Consider the following 19,186-nt stretch of genomic DNA (forward strand, 5'->3'; position numbering starts at 1 on the left):
TATTACAGGAAGTCATATTCTTGGCGACAAAGCCTATGGCTCAGAAGGGATTCGGAATTGGATTACAGCTAAGCAGGCATCCTACACTATCCCGCCTAAAGCGAATAGTCAAAACCCATGGAAAGTCGATTGGTATCGGTACAAAGAGCGACACTTAGTGGAGTGCTTTTTCAATAAAATCAAACATTTTCGCCGTGTGGCTACTCGTTACGACAAATTGGCCAAGTCATTCTTGGCGTTTGTATACGTAGCAGCCATTTTCAAATTGACTCAATGAAAAGTTTTCAGACACGACCTAGATATCACGTGAACTAATTCTTTTGTATGTATACTCACAACTTGTCGCTCTTCTATTACTATTTTCAGTTCTTTCGGCATATATTAACTCCTTTCACTTATAATAATCCCGGCATTTTCTATGGAATATCATACTTATTAACTGTTTCGGATATTTATCCGATAAATTAATAGAAAGGGGAAAATAGTTATTAGGGGGATTTTATGAATTTGAAAAAAGTTGCTGCAATCTCTATCTTGACGCTTATACTATGAAGTACGGTTGAATTTGCTGCTGCGAACGAAGTCAAAGGAACGATTTCTAATCTAAAGTATAAACTTAATGGCTTCGACTGGGCTCCAAGTGCAAACTCAGCAAAACCAGTAGTTATTAACGGCCAACAATACATACCGGTAAGCGTAGTTACCGAAGCGACAAAAATAAACATAACAGTAGATAAATCGACAAATACATTACAAATAGGCGAAAAGCAAAAGTCAGTACCGTTGATTAAAGAGAAAGCCCTCTTTAATAAAGATATGGGTTACTCACAAAACCCAGCTTATGTAAATTTTAATGGGGTTAATTATAAAGAAGCTATCGTCGCTCCTAAAGTTTATGGATTAGCGGTGGCAACATTTTATCCATATAAGAAGTATCAAACTCTAGTAGTGGATATTTTTACATTGGGGAATAAAGCGGAAATACAATTTGTTAATAATGCGACTAAAGAGGAGCTGAAAACTATCATATTAGAACCTGGCACAAAACTCACCTCAAGTGAGATAAATGTTGCGGGCGTTTCTGAAATCGGAGTTGTGGTTTTCTCACTTGAGAGTAATACAAATAAGAAAGGGGCGGATGTAGTTATCTTGCCGACTTCTTATTATAAGTAACCAGAACCCCCGTTAGGCAAAATACCCAACGGGGGTTCTTTTCATACAATGAACTTCGTAAACACCGGACTCCAGAGCATGCCAGATTTGGCCCCAGTTCCTCATTCTCACCTTTACCCTTAGCTGGGGTTCAAGATGTACAAACTCGTTGTTTTCACCCTTCATAAGTTGCTGGGCCACTCCTCGAAAAGCCTGCTTATGCAGAGGCGATGCCCCAAGCTCGATAGTTCCCGCAGGGCGTAGCTTGCCAGACGGATCAGGCACAGCAGCAAGCCACCCAAATTCCTGCTTACGAAATCCCGTGATATAAACCTCTACATAGGTCTAGTTAATGACCTTCTTCCAGACTGCAGATCGGCGGTCCGTCTCATATATGCTGTTCTTTCGCTTACCCACAACACGCTCCATCCCACGATCCTCGATTTGCTTAAACAATGCCTCGCCTGCACTGTCCACATGTGGCACCACGCCATAATTACCGGAGGGGAGGGATAGTCCTTCTAGTATCTCTTTGCGCCGCAGGAGCCGAAGCCCACGTAGGTCATGGTCTTTAAATTGCAAGATATCAAAGATGACGTAATAGGCTGGTAGGGTAACTTTGAGCTGCTGGATCTTATCCGCCCGCCGCGCCTGGAATTGACTCATACCCGTTTCAAAATCTGATACTCCGGTTGTCGGATTGACGCATGCGACCTCACCGTCCAAGATAATGTCATCAGTAAATGGGAGCTGAAGCTCGGGTACTGCCTGGTGCAGTCGTTATTGTGGCGGGTGTACAGTCTAACTTTCCCGTCCTGCTGAGAGTAGATCAATCGGTGACCGTCTATCTTTGGCTCATATATAAAATCGCTGTGGCTAAACGGACCAGGGGCCGTTTGCAGCAGCATAGAGGATATAAACATAAAAAACCTCCTCTATCCAATTATAGCGTTTGGCTATAAGGGATAGAGGAGGTAAGTGCTGGGAAGGATTATTCGGCTACGGTGTACTCACTTACTTCATAGGTAAGGATTTTATCAAAGACAACATAATCTTTACGCTTTTTAAAGGGGCCTTTATTATTGCTGTGTTTATCAATTGCATACATACCTGGGCCTCTACCTGCATCACGGGCATCATACCAATTTACGAATGCTTCAACCTCAGACATAGGAAGATCATATTCCTTCTCCGTTCCGTTAATCAACGTTACGGTAAGAATAGCCCGATCTCCTGAAGGTTGCTCTGGAGTTGCTGAGGGCTTAGGAGTTGTTGACGGTGTTGGAACAGGTGTTGCCGTTGGTGATGGAGTTGGTGATGGAGTTACTGTCGGCACCGGAGTAGCTGTTGGTGTCGGTGTCGGAGTGGCCGTTGGCACCCCTAAATCTGGAGCGGAATCACTTACGTTTGTCGTTACATAACTATCACCTTCCCCACCTTGTAAAGCATAACCTGTAGCACCGGTAGGATTAGACCCTTCTGATACAACAATTACCATATAACGTACTGGCCTAGTAACTCTCGGAAAGTTAATAATCACACCTAAAGGATAATTAAAATTTGTTAAGCTTTCCAAAATTTCGCCTGAAGATCCATGAAATTCAATACTGGTTATTTTTCCAGTTCCCGCGATGTTAATTGCTCTAATATTATGCACTGTACCAAAATCAATAACTTTCGTGATAGATGCTGCAAAAGCCCCCTGTACAGGCAAAGCCACAAACATTAACACTAGCACTAGCAATAGTTTTAACCTTCTCATTTGCTACACTCCTCATTATGTATTATAGAAATTGACTTTACAAAACTTAACAAGGATTGTCTAAACAAATATGACTATATCTGCAATATTGTGATTGAACACGATGAAATTCTTTTTTATCCCAATCAAAGAATATCTTACTCATTGTATAAAGAACGTATGTTTGGTTATAATACAAACAAACGTTCTTATTTTATTGGAGGCGATCACATGAAAATGAGCATCGGCCAAACCATCGAAATTATATACCTGGACAAAGCTGGGAAGATTACGCAGCGGAAAATCGAAGTGAACGGCATCCGTGACGGGCGTATCCGGGTCACTTGTCTAATCACCGGCGCGCCGCGTGTATTCTTAACTGTCAGCATACTTTCATGGAGGCTGGTAGCAAAGAAGCAGCATGCTTGACGATACCCCACGCAAGTTGCTTCGGATCATATCTCAGTTCCGTTATCATTTCAGACGGATGCCCAACATTAAGGAGCTGGGACGATTGAGCGGGCGGCGGCCAGCGGAGATTATCAAGGCGTTTAAAGTCCTGTCCGCCGAAAATTACATAACATGGGAAGTGTCTAAGCCTATAGAGACAGCATCCATCCTTGAAGGTTGGGAACGTAACGTGCCATACGATACCTCACAGGAGCGGGGCGTACAGAACGGCAGAGAGGGGAATAACATTGATTACTGGCTTTATCATTAAGGAGGGGTCACCGTGTCCAAATTAGAGGGCAACGAGCGGTGGAAAACAAAAATGATTATGACGGAGCATGTTGAGCAGTATGAGGAACAGCAGCGTAATACCGGGGATAAATTGATAACGATTGACGAGCGGACGATGGTACGGGACCTCATATTGCTTCCTTACATAGATACAATGGTTGGAAAGAGCCTGAAGGAGATCGAGAAATATTTTGCCGTGGAAATCAGGAACGGTTTGGCATGACACATGATGAGATGCGTACCGAAATTAGCTTAAGGCTAACTCAGTATACTGCCGATCTTGGAGGTATGCTAAAAGATCAACTCAAATGAGTAATCCCTTGTTATTTATTGTATTGAACTAGGCCTATTCATCTTTTATTTATCCGATGAAATCTCAGATACTAACCACCAAATTTATTGCGAGGCCTTCTCCAGTGTTCCCTGCTGGAAGCAATGAGATTGACGGGAAGGGTGCCTTAGATTTAACATATAGTTGAGAGAACTATATAGAAGAGATTTAGATTCCACCTATAATCAGATAGAGAAGGAGCCGTGGAAAATCACGTAAAAATCACATTTGTGCTTAAAATAGCTTAAAGAGGTTGTTATAGAAAAGGCCAAAAACATCAACGTTAGGACATAATAAGGTGGAGATTAGCCACGATTTTACTTCATTGATGTAATGGCTAAATCCGTGCTATAATAGCAGGAAAGTTTCTCTAAGGTCTTGAATATACTTCTGAACAATCTAATTGAACCATTGGGGGTACGTCATATGAACAAGTCCATTAACATCCAAGATACGTTCTTGAACCAACTGCGTAAAGAGAATATCCCTGCTACAGTATATTTGACCAACGGCTTTCAAATTCGGGGAATCATCAAAGCCTTCGACAACTTCACAATTGTCATCGACAGTGACGGCCGCCAGCAGATGGTGTACAAGCATGCGATTTCCACCTTTACACCACAGCGCAGCGTATCACTTATGCAGGACAATGGAAGCGAAGAATAAGATTTTACAGTCTTAAAGCGAAACCTTTTTGTTTATAAATCGTTTGAATAGAGAGTGCGAGAGAGCAACCTGTGAAGGTTGTTCTTTTCATTCGTGCACTTCATTACAGGAAAGTTCCGAGAGGGAGTCAGGAGGCAGCATGTCCAGAGACGAGATATCCAGGACGAATCGCAATAGAGACAGAGGAAGCCAGTCATCGAACTCAAATTCAAATTCTAAAGGTAAACCTAAGAAAAAGAAGAAGTTTTTAACCAAGAAGCGTGTGCTATGGACGTTGTTTTTTGCCACGGCGTTGGCGATTTTTTGTGCGTTGGGCGGTTACCTGTTCATTATGTTGAACGGGCAGAAGCTGCTGGATGCGAACCAGGATAAGCTGTCGGTCAACGAGACTACGAAGATATATGACCGTAATGCGAACCTAATCGGTGAGCTTGCGCTGGAAAAAAGCGAACCCGTTGAGTATGATGCGATTCCGAAGCTGCTGGTCAACGCTTTTGTTGCGACTGAGGACAGACGTTTCTTTGAACACAGCGGTGTTGATTTATGGTCGATCGGCCGTGCGGCAGTGAAGGATATTGCGGCGCGCAGCATGGTCGAAGGCGGAAGCACCATCACTCAGCAGCTGGCGAAGAACATATTCCTAACCCGAGACAAAACCTTTTTCCGTAAGGCAACCGAGGTTTCGATCGCCGTAGCGCTGGAGAACAAATTCACCAAAGAAGAGATTATTACCAAATATCTCAACCGCATCAACTTTGGCGGCACGATTTACGGGATCAAAGCAGCATCCATCCGTTATTTTGGTGTTAATAATCTGAACGACCTTAAGGTTTGGCAGATCGCTACCCTTGCCGCTATGCCGAAGGGGCCTTCCCGCTACAACCCGCTGCGCAATCCAGAACTCTCGAAAGAACGTCGTGGTGTGGTACTTCAGCTGATGTATGAGCAGGGCTATATCACGAAGGAGCAGATGGACGAGGCGAAAGTGGTGGATTACAACTATAAACCGCCGGAAAGCAAACAACGGTACCAGGCCTTTATTGATTATGCTGTTGATGAAGCGGAAGAAAAATTCGGATTGACTGAAGATGATTTGAATATCGGCGGTTACAAAATCTACACGACCATGGACAAACATGCCCAGGAGACGGTAGAAAATGCTTTTGCCGACAGCGATAATTTTGAAAAGAGCGTCGACGATCAACTGGTACAGGGCTCGATGACAATCATCAACCAGGAGAATGGCAGCATTGTGGCGCTTCTTGGCGGACGGAATTATGAGAAAAAAGGCTATAGCCGGGTGGACGGCAGCCGCCGCTCACCGGGTTCATCCTTCAAGCCGCTGGTATCCTACGCACCTGCGCTGGAATCCGGGAAGTTCACGAATGATTCCATGCTCAGCAACGAGAAGCAGTGCTTTGGCACCTATTGTCCGAATAACCTGCACGGTTATTCAAAGACGATTAGCATGACAGAAGCCCTGACGAAGTCGGAGAATATCCCGGCGGTATGGCTGTTGAACGAAATCGGTGTGAATACAGGATTCCAATTTGCCAAAAAGCTCGGGATTAACCTAAAGGATGAGGACAAAAACCTTTCCTTGGCTCTAGGCGGGATGAGCGAGGGCACGAACACCATGGAAATGGCTCAGGCCTACAGTGCCTTTGCCAATGGCGGTGATCTGCGTGAGGCATATTCGATTAAATCGATTACGAATAGCGATGGAGACACCGTCTATAAGGCCAATACCAAGCCTGAACGGGTGATGAGTGAGGATACGGCCTACCAGATGACTGAAATGATGCAGAAGGTTGTAGAAGACGGGACGGGGAAAAAAGCCAGAATCGACCGTCCTGTAGCTGGTAAAACCGGTACAACACAAAGCGGATACGAGGGTATCAGCTCGAACAGAGATGTATGGTTTGTCGGATATACTCCGGAATGGACCGCTGCAGTTTGGATGGGCTATGACAAACCAAGCAAAACCCATCTGTTGAAGAACAGCAGTCCGCTAGCTGCTGCATTCTGGGGCAAAGTGATGGAGGAAGCACTGAAGGGCGTACCTAATAAGTCGTTCCCGAAACCTGAAGGCGTGAGTGATCCTGAACCAACGGCAACACCGGAAACGGCGCAGCCTGTAGGCGGTCTGAAGGCAGCTTATGACGCTTCTACGATGACGGTCAACCTTAGCTGGGAGCCTGCACCGGTAAAAGGTGTGGAATACCGGATTTACCGCCGTGAGACGTCGGAAGCAGAGTTCAGCCCGCTGCTGAATACGGTCTCGTCCAGTGTCGGAGATATCAGTGCGATGCCTGGATTGACCTACGAATATTACGTCACGGCTTATTATCCGGAACTGGATGTGGAGAGCGAGCCTTCTGCTACCGTCACTGTTGAGGTTCAGGATGAGCCGCCGACACAGGAGCCGGAAGCGACGATAGATCCGAACCTTCCAACAGATGAGACGGGCAATGGCGGTAATAACGGCAATGGCCAAGACAATGGCAATCCTAATGGAAACAACGGGAACGGTAATGGGAATGGTGCAGGAAACGGTGAAAATCCCGGTAACGGAAATGGCAATGGCGGAGGTACACCATCCGATTCTCCCCAAGCCACGTCTACTCCGCCACCGGTTACTACAGCTCCTACAGATCCCGCTGTAACCACTGGAGCAGGCGGCAATGCCGGTACAGAGGGTGGTGCGGTTCCTACCACCGACCCGGCTGCAGGACTGGCGAATGAGGGTAGTGTTCCGCAGTAGATTTTGCTAATTCTATAATGTATGATTCAACTGCCCCGGCAGCTGAGAATCTCGCCTATGAAGCAGAGATTCCGGCTGACGGGGTTTTTGTCTTGTTTTTGATCAATAACGGCTACCGGAATTTCAAGGGATGTTTTGAGTGTATCTTGCAAATGTGTTAAGCTGAATACACCATTTCTTGAGAGGGTCATTCATATGAAACGTAAATTCGGAGACCGGGCCAACTGGCGCCGGATTACGCGCCGCCATTTTGCCTGCCGCTATGTAGAGAGCCGGGAATTCAGCGGATACATCACACTATATACGATTTATGGGTTGAAGGAACCGCTATGGAAGAGCTACGGCAAGCATACATACCGTATAGCAGACAAAGGGTACTCATGGCTGCAGTATTTTCCAAAAGACAGCCATTATATTGTGACGGCTATGTTCGACGAACGGCAAAACATCGTACAGTGGTATATTGATACCTGCAAAGTACAAGGAGTCACCGACCAGGGGGTGCCGTGGTTCGATGATCTTTATCTGGATGTAGTGGTGCTGTGGAACGGAGAGGTGTTTCTGCTCGATGAAGACGAGCTGGAGGAGGCGCTGGAACGGGAGGACATTACAGACAGCGACTATAATTTAGCCTGGGCTACAGCAAACAATATTCTTCGCAGCATAGATGCTCATGCCTTTCCCTATTTTTCCCTCTCCTTGAAGCATCGTGCCGAATTGTTCCATCACGGAGAATTCAGGAGGAAATAACAATGGATTGGTATGTCTATCAAAGAGGCTCTTCCCCGATACGCAAGGTATCCCGCAAAGGACAACGTTTTCGGCTGAAACGAAATCTGTTCATTCTTCTGGTCATTTGTGCTGTTGCTGGACTTCTATGGTGTGCGTCGGTCCTAGGCAGAATCAACAGTGGCGTCACGACGAATCCGATGCAGAAAGCAGATGCTGGCATTATTCTAGGAATGGCCATGTGGGGAGATGAACCCAGTCCAGGACTAAAGGAACGGCTTGACTATGGGCTTGGACTCTACCGGGAAGGCAAGTTCACCCGTTTTATCGTGTCCGGTGGTCTGGATAAGGCTGACTATAAATATACTGAGGCCGAAGGAATGAAGAACTACCTGGTAGGGAAGGGTGTGCCTGAGAAGGCTATCCTTTTGGAAAACAAGTCTACCAGCACTTATGAGAATCTCCAGTTCAGTCAAAGGGTTATGCAATCAGAAGGATTAAAGACAGCTATTATTATTACGCATACATTTCATGGCCAGCGCGCATTTGAAATTGCCAAAGAGCTGAATTATTCCCGTCCTGAACTGGGATTGACCGATTCCAAGGTCATGTCGATGTTCAAATACAAAACCCGTGAGATTCTGGCTTATACGAAATGGAAGATGCAGCAACTTTTTCTGTGAAAAAGCAATCCCCATGCCAGACTGCCGTTATCTGATCAGTTAATTTGTCCTTAAGTTCCTGAAACTGCTAATAAGACCTCGTGAACCGGAATAGACTTGATAAAGGATATAGAAAAAGTCAGCCCTGGATAATGAGGTGAACTAGGTGAACGGACGCGTAGCGGCGGCAAATGGACGGGAGGAAGGCAGACCGTCACGTCAAATTAATATTGTGCTGCGGAATCAGGAGACGCCAGCAGTGGCCCACGCTGCTGCAGACAGTATCGCTCAGGCTGCGGTCCCCAAAAATAATGGACACAGCGAATTGTTTCAGGAGCTCAGCCGGGAGCTGGACGCACTCGTAGGCCTGGATAATATCAAGGAACTGGTGTTCGAGATATATGCACTGCTTCAGATTGCGCGGATGCGCAGTGATGCGGGACTTGCCAGCGGGAGTCAGGCCTATCATATGGTCTTCAAAGGTAATCCTGGAACCGGAAAGACTACAGTAGCCAGGATTGTCGCCAAGCTGTTTCAGCGGATGGGCGTTCTGAGCAAAGGCCATCTGATTGAAGTAGAGAGAGCGGATCTTGTAGGCGAATATATCGGACACACAGCCCAGAAGACAAGAGACCTGGTGAAAAAGGCGCTCGGAGGCATACTTTTTATTGATGAAGCTTACAGTCTAGCCCGTGGCGGAGATAAGGATTTTGGCAAAGAAGCGATTGACACTCTGGTTAAATCCATGGAGGATCACCGCAGTCAATTTGTGCTGATTCTAGCCGGTTATTCCAGCGAGATCGATTATTTCCTAATGAGTAATCCCGGTCTGCCCTCCAGATTTCCTATTCAGGTGGAATTTCCGGACTACACTATAGACCAATTGCTGCAGATTGCTGAACTGATGTCCAAAGAGCGCGATTATATTCTGATGCCTCAGGCCATACTCAAACTAAAGCAGCATCTGCTGCTGGAGAAGACGGAGAGTCTCCATGCCTTCAGCAATGCGCGGTATGTCCGCAACTCTATTGAAAAGGCGGTACGTGCCCAAGCGGTTCGGCTCCTGAATCAATATGAGAGCAACAGTCCGGGAAAGCAGGAACTGATGACACTCCGCATCGAAGACTTCAAATTGTAGGGACAATATACACCACGGATGATACACAACTTATGTGTACAAGGACAAGGAGCATGACATTCATGGCAATCACCACCCACGATACAGAAACAGAAGTACAGGACCGGGCTATTCTGGTAAGTCTGGTTACTGACAAAATCAAGCGCACAGGTATCGACCCCGAGCTGTCTCTGCAGGAGCTGGTTCAGTTGGCAGAGACTGCCGGAGTGCTGGTGCTCGACGTGCTGCGCCAGAACAAGGAGACTCCCGATTCCAAGTGGTTTATCGGCAAGGGGAAGGTAGAAGAACTGCGGATGGCCGCTGATGGTCTCGGGGCGAATACGGCTATCTTTGACCAAGAGCTTTCCGGAGCACAAGTACGCAATCTCGAGGAAGCTCTGGATCTAAAAATCATTGATCGAACCCAGTTGATCCTGGATATTTTCGCTGGCCGGGCCAAAACACGTGAAGGCATCATTCAAGTAGAACTGGCACAGCTCTCTTATTTGCTGCCCCGTTTATCCGGCCATGGTAAGAATCTGTCCAGGCTTGGCGGGGGAATCGGAACCAGAGGTCCGGGCGAAAGCAAGCTTGAAACAGACCGCCGGCATATCCGTGACCGGATCACTGAACTGAAACGCCAGCTGGACGAAGTAGTCAAGACGCGTGAACTTCACCGGGAACGGCGCCGCAAGAGTGGCGCTGTCCAGGTTGCGCTGGTCGGTTATACCAATGCCGGGAAATCTACACTCTTAAAGCAGCTTACCGATGCGGATGTCTATATTGAAAATCAGCTGTTTGCTACCCTCGACCCTACTTCACGTGTTCTTCAGCTGCCTGCAGGCAAAGAAGTCGTCTTGACTGACACTGTAGGATTCATTCAGAACTTGCCGCATGATTTGGTAGCCTCCTTCCGTGCAACTCTAGAGGAGGTCAATGAAGCCAATCTGGTACTGCATGTGGTGGATGCTTCTTCTCCCATGAGGCAGGAGCAGATGGATGTAGTGCAATCTATTCTCCAGGACCTTGGGGCTGCCGGGAAACCGCAAATTGTACTCTTCAACAAAAGTGACATTTGCCAGCCTGAACAACTGCAGATGCTGCCTTCGGGTCCTGGCTATCTGAAGATAAGCGCCTTCAACCCGGAAGATCTGACCCGGATCACAGAAGTTATAGTCGATGAGCTTGCCGGCGATACACTAACCTTCCGTATCCCCGGAGACCGAGGAGATCTCTCATCGCTGCTCTACCGTGTAGGAGAGGTGCTTGAGCAGAGCTTTGAAGAAAATGATGTGCTGTACAACGTGCGTCTCAATAAAGAGGATTACGGAAAATGGAGTTACAAGCTTGCGGAATACGTAGAGCAGGAGTAGCCGGAATTAGGTGAATTCAAGGCATGACTTCGGAAACGGCGATATCCAGCCGTTTCTTCTTGCTGGTCAAAATTGTTTATGAACAAAGTAATAGATTGAAATAAGGAGAGAACAAAAGGTATGACAGTTTTTGCAGAGGATATCATACAGGCGGCAGAGGCCGCAGAGCTCGAAATTGAAAGTGCAGTGAAGGTACTTGACCGGATTGTGGATCATAATCAGTGGAAGGTGATCGAAGCCTTTCAGCGGCAGCAGGTGAGTGATTTCCATTTTGCCGGCTCTACCGGATATGCCTATAACGATCGCGGGAGAGAAGTGCTGGATTTGGTCTATGCTGACGTGTTCGGGGCCGAAGCGGCGCTGGTACGCCCGCATTTCGCCTCCGGTACACATACAATCTCAACCGCACTCTTTGGTGTACTGCGGCCCGGAGATGAACTGCTGTATATTACGGGACGTCCTTATGATACGTTGCACAAGGTAGTCGGCAAACCGGGAGACGGGACAGGCTCGCTGGCCGATTTCGGAATTGGATACCGTGAAACGGCGTTAACGGCTGAAGGGAAGATCGATTGGGAAGAGGTAAAACTGGCTGTCAACGAAAAGACCAAAGTTATCGGTATTCAGCGTTCACGCGGTTATGACTGGCGTTCTTCATTCACAGTTGCTGAAATCGGCGAAATGGTGGAACGGGTCAAATCAATCAAACCTGACGTCATTGTATTTGTGGATAACTGCTATGGCGAATTCACGGAAAAGCTTGAGCCGCCTCAGGTTGGGGCTGATCTCGTAGCGGGTTCGCTCATTAAAAATCCCGGTGGTGGAATCGCGGAAACCGGCGGGTACATCTGCGGCCGTCAAGATCTTGTGGAATTGGCAGCATACCGGCTAACTGCGCCGGGGATTGGCGGGGAAGTAGGTGCCATGCTGGGAACGACACGCGGGCTCTACCAGGGACTGTTTATGGCCCCGCATACCGTTGGGCAAGCTGTCAAAGGCAGTATCTTTGCAGCTGCCGTGTTTCAGCGTTGCGGCTTTACAACTAAGCCGGCATGGCATGAGCCGCGTACGGATCTAATCCAGGCGGTGGCTTTTGATGGACCAGAGCATTTGATTGCCTTTGTCCAGGGCATCCAGCGTGCTGCGGCTGTAGACAGTCATGTGGTTCCCGAACCGTGGGATATGCCCGGTTATGAGCATCCTGTGATCATGGCGGCAGGTACCTTCATTCAGGGTGGTAGCTTGGAGTTATCAGCAGATGCCCCCATACGGGCTCCGTATATCGGATATATGCAAGGCGGATTAACGTATTCTCATGTAAAGTTCGGAGTTTTGATGGCACTGCAGAGTATGAGAGAACGTAAATTACTGTAAAAATTACACAATTCACATTTACATAATCCCCCAAATCTAATATGCTTGAATCAGTGTTCGGGCAGACATGCGAATCCCTACTTCAATCCTGGTGGGGGTTTCATTTTATACATAAGAAAGAAGAGGTGAACAATGGTAACCCAACAACCTGGTTTCTTCTTTGCAGGAGGATTGAACGTAATGCTATTTTTGTTTTGGCTGGTTTGTATTGGACTGGGGATTTATGCATTTGTTTTGTTTGTGAAGCTGGCCCTTAGAGGAATTACGGCTCTGGACTTGTACAATTATGCAAAGAACCGTGAAATCCGGGAACGCTATGAGTCGGTACATAAAGACGATTCGTTATAGGCTATCCTTAATGAATCTTACTTCGTAGCGTGTTGACCTTAGCAGTTCTATAGCATTGCTCATCAGCTTCGGCTGGTGGGCTTTTTTGGGGTCACGGAGAGTTCCAGCTTTTGCTTGTGGATTGTTCTCTGTGATATACTTCGGAGGTCATGTTATGTTTTTAGCTTACATTCACTTCACTTGAAATCTTAAGGCTACATAAAATCTTGTGAGAATATCTTACACACCATTGACACGCCAAATAAGGAAATGTACAATGAGATGAGAAAAAGATCATTGGAAGGTTGGATGAGTCATGGGTGATGAAATCCGCAGAAATATGGCATTATTTCCTATAGGAATCGTAATGAAGTTGACTGATTTATCTGCAAGACAAATTCGTTATTATGAGCAGCACAGTCTGATCGTGCCCGCGCGCACATCCGGCAATCAGCGTTTGTTCTCATTCAATGATGTAGAACGCCTGTTAGAGATCAAAGCATTGATCGAGAAGGGGGTAAATATCGCCGGTATCAAGCAGGTGATGAACCCTGTATCGAAGGAATCGGAAGAAGCTACGGTCATTACCCCTGACACAGAGGTTAGACGTAGAGAACTGTCTGATTCACAGCTGCACCGTTTATTGAAGCAGGAACTGGTTTCCGGTAAAAGACCGGGACAAGTATCTCTTATTCAAGGCGAGCTATCCCGGTTTTTTAATAAATAATACAAAGAGACTTGAAAGGGAGAGGGTAAAGTGAGCTTTTCAAAAGATGATATCCTGCGTATTGCAAAGGAAGAAAATGTCCGTTTTATTCGTCTGCAATTTACCGACCTGCTCGGTACGATTAAAAATGTAGAAATTCCCGTTAGCCAGCTGGAAAAGGCGCTGGACAACAAAATGATGTTCGATGGTTCTTCCATCGAAGGTTATGTAAGAATCGAAGAATCTGACATGTACCTCTTTCCTGACCTCAGTACATGGGTGATCTTCCCTTGGTTTGCAGAAAACCGGGTTGCACGTTTGATTTGTGATGTGTACATGCCTGACGGTACGCCATTTGCAGGAGACCCGCGTGGAATTCTCAAACGCTGCCTGCAGGAAGCTGAAGAAATGGGCTTTACAGCCATGAATGTAGGACCAGAGCCGGAGTTCTTCCTGTTCAGAACAGACGAGAAGGGCAATCCGACAACCGAATTGAATGACCAGGGTGGATATTTTGATTTGGCGCCGACCGATCTTGGGGAGAACTGCCGCCGCGAAATCGTATTGACACTGGAAGAAATGGGCTTTGAAATTGAAGCTTCTCATCATGAAGTAGCTTACGGCCAGCATGAGATTGACTTCAAATATGCTGATGCCATCAAGGCTGCCGACCAAATTCAAACCTTTAAGCTCGTTGTGAAGACGGTTGCCCGTCAACATGGCCTGCATGCTACTTTTATGCCCAAGCCGCTTTTTGGTATGAATGGATCCGGGATGCATGCGCACCAATCCCTGTTCAAGGGCAGTGAAAATATGTTCTACGACGAGAGCGACACTCTTGGGCTTAGCAAAACTGCTCGTTATTACATGGCAGGTATCCTGAAGCATGCCCGTGCTTTTGCAGCCATCACGAACCCGACAGTGAATTCTTACAAACGTCTTGTGCCCGGCTATGAAGCCCCTTGCTACGTAGCTTGGTCTGCAAGCAACCGCAGTCCAATGATCCGTATCCCGGCTTCTAGAGGACTCAGCACACGTATTGAAGTTCGTAACCCGGACCCTGCAGCTAACCCTTACCTGGCACTTGCTGTAATGTTGAAGGCAGGTCTAGACGGTATTAAGCGCCAGCTCGATCTTCCTGCTCCCATCGACCGTAACATCTATGTGATGTCTGAGGAAGAGCGGATTGAAGAAGGAATTCCTAGTCTGCCGTCCGATCTGAAGGAAGCGTTAAGCGAAATGATCCGCAGCCATGTTATCACTGAAGCCCTTGGTGAACATGCACTGGCTCACTTCTATGAACTGAAAGAGATCGAATGGGATATCTACCGCACACAAGTACACGAATGGGAAAGAGATCAGTACATGACTCTTTACTAGGATGAAGCAGCCCTTGGCGCCGTTGGCGTTGAGGGTTTTTTTGTGTGCGCGTGGGGGTAATGAAGGACTCTTGAATTGATAGTGCCCACAAAATGCCCACAAATAATTAGCGGGCGCTATTCGAGGATAGATCTCATGTGGGCTTCATACTTCTCCATACTGCTTTCTTCAATCTTCTTGGAAACGTGAGAATACACATCTGCCGTAATTCTCATGCTGCCGTGTCCCAAACGTTATTGTACATACTTCATATCATTACCGGCTTCCAGGAGCAGTACGGCGTGTGTATGCCGTAGGGAGTGGATTGGCATAGACGGAAGACCTGCGCGTTTCAAAATACGCGAAAAGGAATTGAAAAGAGAAGACTTTGGCATGAAGTTCCCGTCGTCCCGACAAAGGGCTAAATTTAAATTATGCTTGTAGGAGCCCTTCCAGGCCAATTTATTTTGATTCTGATATTTTAGAGGCCCTGAAAAATTAAGCCGCATCTTGCTGGATCTGCTTAGTTTCGGTTTGTTTTTTTACCATAAGGTCATCCACCTCATCCTGATATTGGCGAACCCAGTTTCCAAGGGTCTTGGGAGAGAGGCCATGCTTCCGGGCTACCACCTCTATGCTCGAAGTAAAGATGATCGTATATAAAGGCGACGGGCCTGCAATAATAATTACGAGAAAGTTGCCGGATTACTTCTGCGGCTCTTTCTTTAGTTTTTCTCTATTTGTGTTAAAAATTAATATAGGAATCATCTCCCATTCATCGTATTATAAAACAATATAAATCTGGGGGAGAAGAAGAAGATGAGCGATAGTGCGAAGAAAGTTTTGGGCGGAATTTTATCTTTAATATTTTTTGGATTGATTGTATATGGTGGATTAACTAACTTTTTCATTCCAAGTAATCACTCGATGCAAGTAAAAGTTTTCGATGTAGATTTTGTGAAAGACTACCCTAATCTCTTTACATCTGTAGATCATGAAGCTTCTATATTAGAAGGCATACAAAACGGAATTTCGATCGGCGGAAAAATGATTTGGGCGTGGTTGAACGAATCTGGGCATGACTACTATTCGAATTTCCCTGACAATTTTCTGCTGAAAATCGTATGGTTAATTATAGGTATTCCTATTGAAGTAGTACTTAATTTCTTTCTATTCTTTTTGATATCATTAATAATAATTTATAAATTAGCTGCTCTTGGTGGACTTGTATATAAAATTTCTCTTATAATATCTTTCCTGATCCCTTTTGGTCTTAGATTAATAATATCGAAATTGAAACCGTATGATGTGTAAAGCGATATATTAAAGAATCATAAAATATTTATTTCAACCATGCCAAGTCAGGTGTGGTTTTTTCATCTTAATGGGCAGGAAAATTTTCCTTAGCAAAGGATGATGTTAATGAAAGACAAATTGGAAGTGTTAGACAAGAACTTGGTTCCAGTCGGAAAGCTAGTCAGTGCTTACGAAGAGACGCGAAAACGCAGAATGAATTCTGATTATGAAATGTCTTTCCTGGTCCCAATGATATCTGAAGATTCTGGGCTGCGACGTTCGAAGAATTTGCGCATAAAGCAGTGATCGATATTAATAATTCAAAAACAGAATTGATCTATCCAAAGGACGGCGGGATATTAGCGCAAGAAAAAACCAATCCACTGGAACAAGTCAGACTTACCTCAAAAGGATTGGGCATATCAACAGATGGCTGGAATACAATCCGTTCAGCCGTTACAGCACGCGGAGTCCTCGCAGAAACAGTAATAGGTGTTTGGTAGTTTTGTGTCTATGCTAATAGGTTCCGGCAATGCCGTTACTCAAATTAATACAAATGGAATAGCTGCAGGACATGCCAATTTCAATGAAGCGCCGTTCAGAGTGGATATGGCCGGGAATCTCGTTGCGAATAAATTGACTGCCAATTACGCCTCAAACGCTAACTCTAACTTTTCGGGAGGAGCTATCGTTGGATCGTCTATTAATGTGGGGAATGGAAAATTTGTTGTCAACACAGGAGGTAGTGTATATGCAGCAGATGGAACATTTCAAGGAACCATTAATGCAAGAGGGGGGACGTTTGAGGGAGATATATATGCTTGTGGAAAAATATACGGAGGAACTATTACAGGCGCACGGTTTATGACAGATGAGCCAGGCTTATACCCACGTGTTGAGCTTGACCCATATTCGATAGCCTTCGGGGTATATTCATCAGCCAATAGCGGGATTCAGATTCCAGCGTATAACAATGGCGTATCGAAAATACTGTTTCTCGCAAACGGTAATGAGTCAACAATAGATAATTCTCCAGGTGTTGGTCTTTCGATAATCGCTAACGGAAATGCTTCATTATCAGGAGATAATGTAAGTCTATACGCTCATTCAGGGTTTATAAGGTTTCCATCTTGGTCAGTGATTCGTAATGAAGCCAGTTCATATACGTTGCAAGGAGAACTCGATGCACTTTGGGCGGCAATCAATGGATTAGCTATTAATTTGACCTTTGATCAAACCACTCGAAACCTCAAGCTTTGGAGTAGGGGGGGCATTGTTGTCTCAAGAGAATATTCCGAAGCAAAATGATTGAAACTTTTATCAATCTGTGACGATAATAGGAATATAGAAAATTTTGCAAAGTGAGGGATAGTCTTGAAAAAATACAGCCGAAACGAAATAGCAATAAACCGTAGTACTACAGTATATAAACCTTGATACGATATAAGCAGGAGAACCTTCCCCGAATGGAAGGGATTCACCATTAAAAAAAGGTCTTTATATTTAATTCATAAGAAAGCCTCTCCAATACACTGGAGGGGCTTTTACTCTTGCCTGAAAGGAGGAAAACCATTGGTAGTTGTAAAGAAGGTGGAATTGTCAAACGATCTCACCAGACCGGCAGATGAGCTTATTGAATCCATTTTATCGGTTCTGAGCTTTTTCCCAGGTAGACAACAAGAAATCCTGCAGCAGGTTGATCATACAGTTGGCGAAATGCTAGCATCATTCCAGCCTAAGGAAGATCCGGCATCAGTAGAAAAGATTGAAGATTCAACATCACCAATTTAAGGCGTTTATACTTTTATTTTTGAAATCGAGGCTTTGTCCCTACACAAATTTGCATCGAAAAATATATATGACAGGAAGTGATAATTATAATTAAAAAATAACATTATTAGACAAAAATAGTAGGATAAAAGATAAAATATGACAACTTATGGACTATATATAAACAAAAGGGATTGATGTATTATTTAAGTGTAATCGGCCGATTAACAATAGCCTTGAAAGGCGGAAGAATTGTGAAAATTAAAAAGTTTCTTTCTGTTCTTCTTATCTCAGCTGTAGTATTGATTCCATCGGCTTCCGCATTTGCCGAAGATGTTAATTCTACAGAAGTTGCTCTTACTGGTACAGTGACACCTTATATTATAGGTGTTGGAGATACTCGCGCAACGGCAATATCTATCGTCCTCAATGAAGGTGGGGGTGCTATTTACGATCTTTTTATACAAAGCGCAACGGATCAGGACTGGTTTAAATGGACCAATACATCATCTAGTTATAAAAGAGTGGTGTCTCGCATTGGTGGAATGAGTGGAAACGGACCTACTAGAGCGGGCTTGATTGTTAGTTATAATAATCAGAGCGAACTCGGGCCGCTTTATACTGCTCAAGCAGGTACTGCCGAGGGACAATTGTTTTCAAATGTTATGGTCCCTCCAGGGGCAACTGTATATCTAGTTGTTGATGCACCAAATTTTACGACTGCTCCTGCATATCGTATAAATTTTGCGGTTTACGATTAATCTAAAAGCAAAATCACCAGGGGCTGTCTCAAAAGCCATGAAATGGCTACTTGAGACAGCCCCGCTGTTTTTGAGTTGGATGGACTTGCGCACTTGGTGCGGACGCTCCGCGAACGGACCGTTGCTACAATCGCTGTGCTCTCCAGATTTTATTTATTTCCCGTAGCGGTAAAAATCCGGAGAGCAAGGCGACCGCTACCGCTTTTCCGCAATCAGTCCGTCCTCTCCGCTGTTTAAGCGGGGGAACGTTCCTACAATTCTTTCAAAAATCACAAAAAGAAATCGCCCTTTGGTAAAATGGAAGTGTCGAGCAACCA

At 45.4% G+C, this 19,186-nt stretch carries 22 protein-coding genes and 2 pseudogenes; 20 read left to right on the forward strand and 4 right to left on the reverse strand.

Going from position 1 to position 19,186, the window contains the following annotated elements; genetic code table 11:
- Together A3848_RS33110 and A3848_RS22560 are read left to right on the forward strand one after the other, a co-directional pair.
- Positions 1 to 277 (forward strand): transposase (locus A3848_RS33110; protein WP_256702214.1); only part of this gene is annotated, 277 nt, incomplete at its 5' end.
- Between the two features lie 506 nt (positions 278 to 783).
- The gene (locus A3848_RS22560) at positions 784 to 1,173 is read left to right on the forward strand and encodes a hypothetical protein (RefSeq protein ID WP_074087129.1); all 390 of its coding nucleotides are present in this window, start codon (positions 784 to 786) and stop codon (positions 1,171 to 1,173) included.
- A gap of 324 nt (positions 1,174 to 1,497) precedes the next feature.
- On the opposite strand, the pseudogene A3848_RS22565 reads toward A3848_RS22560, so the two are convergent.
- Together A3848_RS22565 and A3848_RS32460 are read right to left on the reverse strand one after the other, a co-directional pair.
- Positions 1,498 to 2,075 (reverse strand): annotated as a pseudogene (locus A3848_RS22565) (ATP-dependent DNA ligase).
- 68 nt (positions 2,076 to 2,143) lie between these two features.
- Positions 2,144 to 2,914 carry a hypothetical protein gene (locus A3848_RS32460; protein WP_178382059.1) on the reverse strand — a complete coding sequence of 257 codons (771 nt, stop codon included), beginning with the start codon at positions 2,912 to 2,914 and terminating at the stop codon, positions 2,144 to 2,146.
- A gap of 210 nt (positions 2,915 to 3,124) precedes the next feature.
- Here A3848_RS32460 and A3848_RS22575 point away from each other — a divergent pair, with 210 nt between their 5' ends.
- The 13 genes from A3848_RS22575 to glnA all read left to right on the forward strand — a co-directional run bounded on the left by A3848_RS22575 (position 3,125) and on the right by glnA (position 15,063).
- Positions 3,125 to 3,322, forward strand: a complete 198-nt coding sequence (locus A3848_RS22575) for a hypothetical protein (RefSeq protein WP_074087130.1) — start codon at positions 3,125 to 3,127, stop codon at positions 3,320 to 3,322.
- Positions 3,315 to 3,614: a hypothetical protein gene (locus A3848_RS22580; protein WP_074087132.1), complete on the forward strand. Its 300-nt coding sequence runs from the start codon at positions 3,315 to 3,317 to the stop codon at positions 3,612 to 3,614. The genes A3848_RS22575 and A3848_RS22580 overlap by 8 nt, the downstream gene beginning before the upstream one ends.
- A gap of 12 nt (positions 3,615 to 3,626) precedes the next feature.
- Positions 3,627 to 3,857: a hypothetical protein gene (locus tag A3848_RS22585; RefSeq protein ID WP_074087133.1), complete on the forward strand. Its 231-nt coding sequence runs from the start codon at positions 3,627 to 3,629 to the stop codon at positions 3,855 to 3,857.
- Between the two features lie 534 nt (positions 3,858 to 4,391).
- Positions 4,392 to 4,631 (forward strand): RNA chaperone Hfq, encoded by a 240-nt coding sequence (hfq, locus tag A3848_RS22590; RefSeq protein WP_025703341.1) that lies wholly within the window; start codon positions 4,392 to 4,394, stop codon positions 4,629 to 4,631.
- A 139-nt stretch (positions 4,632 to 4,770) separates the two neighbouring features.
- Positions 4,771 to 7,395 (forward strand): transglycosylase domain-containing protein, encoded by a 2,625-nt coding sequence (locus tag A3848_RS22595; protein ID WP_074087134.1) that lies wholly within the window; start codon positions 4,771 to 4,773, stop codon positions 7,393 to 7,395.
- A gap of 195 nt (positions 7,396 to 7,590) precedes the next feature.
- Positions 7,591 to 8,145, forward strand: a complete 555-nt coding sequence (locus A3848_RS22600; RefSeq protein ID WP_074087136.1) for a ribonuclease FAU-1 family protein — start codon at positions 7,591 to 7,593, stop codon at positions 8,143 to 8,145.
- Between the two features lie 2 nt (positions 8,146 to 8,147).
- Complete coding sequence (locus A3848_RS22605) at positions 8,148 to 8,807, forward strand: YdcF family protein (RefSeq protein ID WP_074087137.1); 660 nt, start codon at positions 8,148 to 8,150, stop codon at positions 8,805 to 8,807.
- Between the two features lie 145 nt (positions 8,808 to 8,952).
- Positions 8,953 to 9,924: an AAA family ATPase gene (locus tag A3848_RS22610; RefSeq protein ID WP_074087139.1), complete on the forward strand. Its 972-nt coding sequence runs from the start codon at positions 8,953 to 8,955 to the stop codon at positions 9,922 to 9,924.
- A gap of 62 nt (positions 9,925 to 9,986) precedes the next feature.
- Entirely contained in the window at positions 9,987 to 11,276 is a 1,290-nt protein-coding gene (gene hflX, locus A3848_RS22615; protein WP_074087140.1) for a GTPase HflX, read from the forward strand.
- Positions 11,277 to 11,396: 120 nt separating this feature from the next.
- Entirely contained in the window at positions 11,397 to 12,650 is a 1,254-nt protein-coding gene (locus tag A3848_RS22620; protein ID WP_074087141.1) for a methionine gamma-lyase family protein, read from the forward strand.
- A gap of 180 nt (positions 12,651 to 12,830) precedes the next feature.
- Positions 12,831 to 12,998 (forward strand): hypothetical protein, encoded by a 168-nt coding sequence (locus A3848_RS31445; RefSeq protein ID WP_244169726.1) that lies wholly within the window; start codon positions 12,831 to 12,833, stop codon positions 12,996 to 12,998.
- A 295-nt stretch (positions 12,999 to 13,293) separates the two neighbouring features.
- Positions 13,294 to 13,704 (forward strand): MerR family transcriptional regulator, encoded by a 411-nt coding sequence (locus A3848_RS22625; protein WP_019910684.1) that lies wholly within the window; start codon positions 13,294 to 13,296, stop codon positions 13,702 to 13,704.
- 30 nt (positions 13,705 to 13,734) lie between these two features.
- Positions 13,735 to 15,063, forward strand: coding sequence for a type I glutamate--ammonia ligase (gene glnA / locus A3848_RS22630; RefSeq protein ID WP_074087142.1), 1,329 nt, complete (start codon positions 13,735 to 13,737; stop codon positions 15,061 to 15,063).
- A gap of 116 nt (positions 15,064 to 15,179) precedes the next feature.
- On the opposite strand, the pseudogene A3848_RS33575 reads toward glnA, so the two are convergent.
- Positions 15,180 to 15,524: pseudogene (locus A3848_RS33575) on the reverse strand (tyrosine-type recombinase/integrase); the annotation flags it as partial.
- Positions 15,525 to 15,540: 16 nt separating this feature from the next.
- Entirely contained in the window at positions 15,541 to 15,672 is a 132-nt protein-coding gene (locus A3848_RS22640) for a transposase (protein WP_178382060.1), read from the reverse strand.
- Positions 15,673 to 15,861: 189 nt separating this feature from the next.
- Here A3848_RS22640 and A3848_RS22645 point away from each other — a divergent pair, with 189 nt between their 5' ends.
- From A3848_RS22645 to A3848_RS22665, 5 genes are all read left to right on the forward strand, one after another.
- Positions 15,862 to 16,356 (forward strand): hypothetical protein, encoded by a 495-nt coding sequence (locus tag A3848_RS22645; RefSeq protein WP_074087144.1) that lies wholly within the window; start codon positions 15,862 to 15,864, stop codon positions 16,354 to 16,356.
- Between the two features lie 284 nt (positions 16,357 to 16,640).
- On the forward strand, positions 16,641 to 16,841 hold the full coding sequence (locus A3848_RS33120) for a hypothetical protein (RefSeq protein ID WP_256702534.1): 201 nt from the start codon (positions 16,641 to 16,643) through the stop codon (positions 16,839 to 16,841).
- 4 nt (positions 16,842 to 16,845) lie between these two features.
- Positions 16,846 to 17,646 (forward strand): hypothetical protein, encoded by an 801-nt coding sequence (locus A3848_RS33125; RefSeq protein ID WP_256702535.1) that lies wholly within the window; start codon positions 16,846 to 16,848, stop codon positions 17,644 to 17,646.
- 264 nt (positions 17,647 to 17,910) lie between these two features.
- Entirely contained in the window at positions 17,911 to 18,129 is a 219-nt protein-coding gene (locus A3848_RS22660; RefSeq protein ID WP_074087147.1) for a hypothetical protein, read from the forward strand.
- Positions 18,130 to 18,362: 233 nt separating this feature from the next.
- The gene (locus A3848_RS22665; protein ID WP_074087149.1) at positions 18,363 to 18,869 is read left to right on the forward strand and encodes a hypothetical protein; all 507 of its coding nucleotides are present in this window, start codon (positions 18,363 to 18,365) and stop codon (positions 18,867 to 18,869) included.
- Positions 18,870 to 19,186: the final 317 nt, after the last annotated feature.

The sequence above is a fragment of the Paenibacillus sp. P32E genome, assembly GCF_001909085.1.
GTDB classification, from domain to species: domain Bacteria; phylum Bacillota; class Bacilli; order Paenibacillales; family Paenibacillaceae; genus Paenibacillus_AQ; species Paenibacillus_AQ helianthi.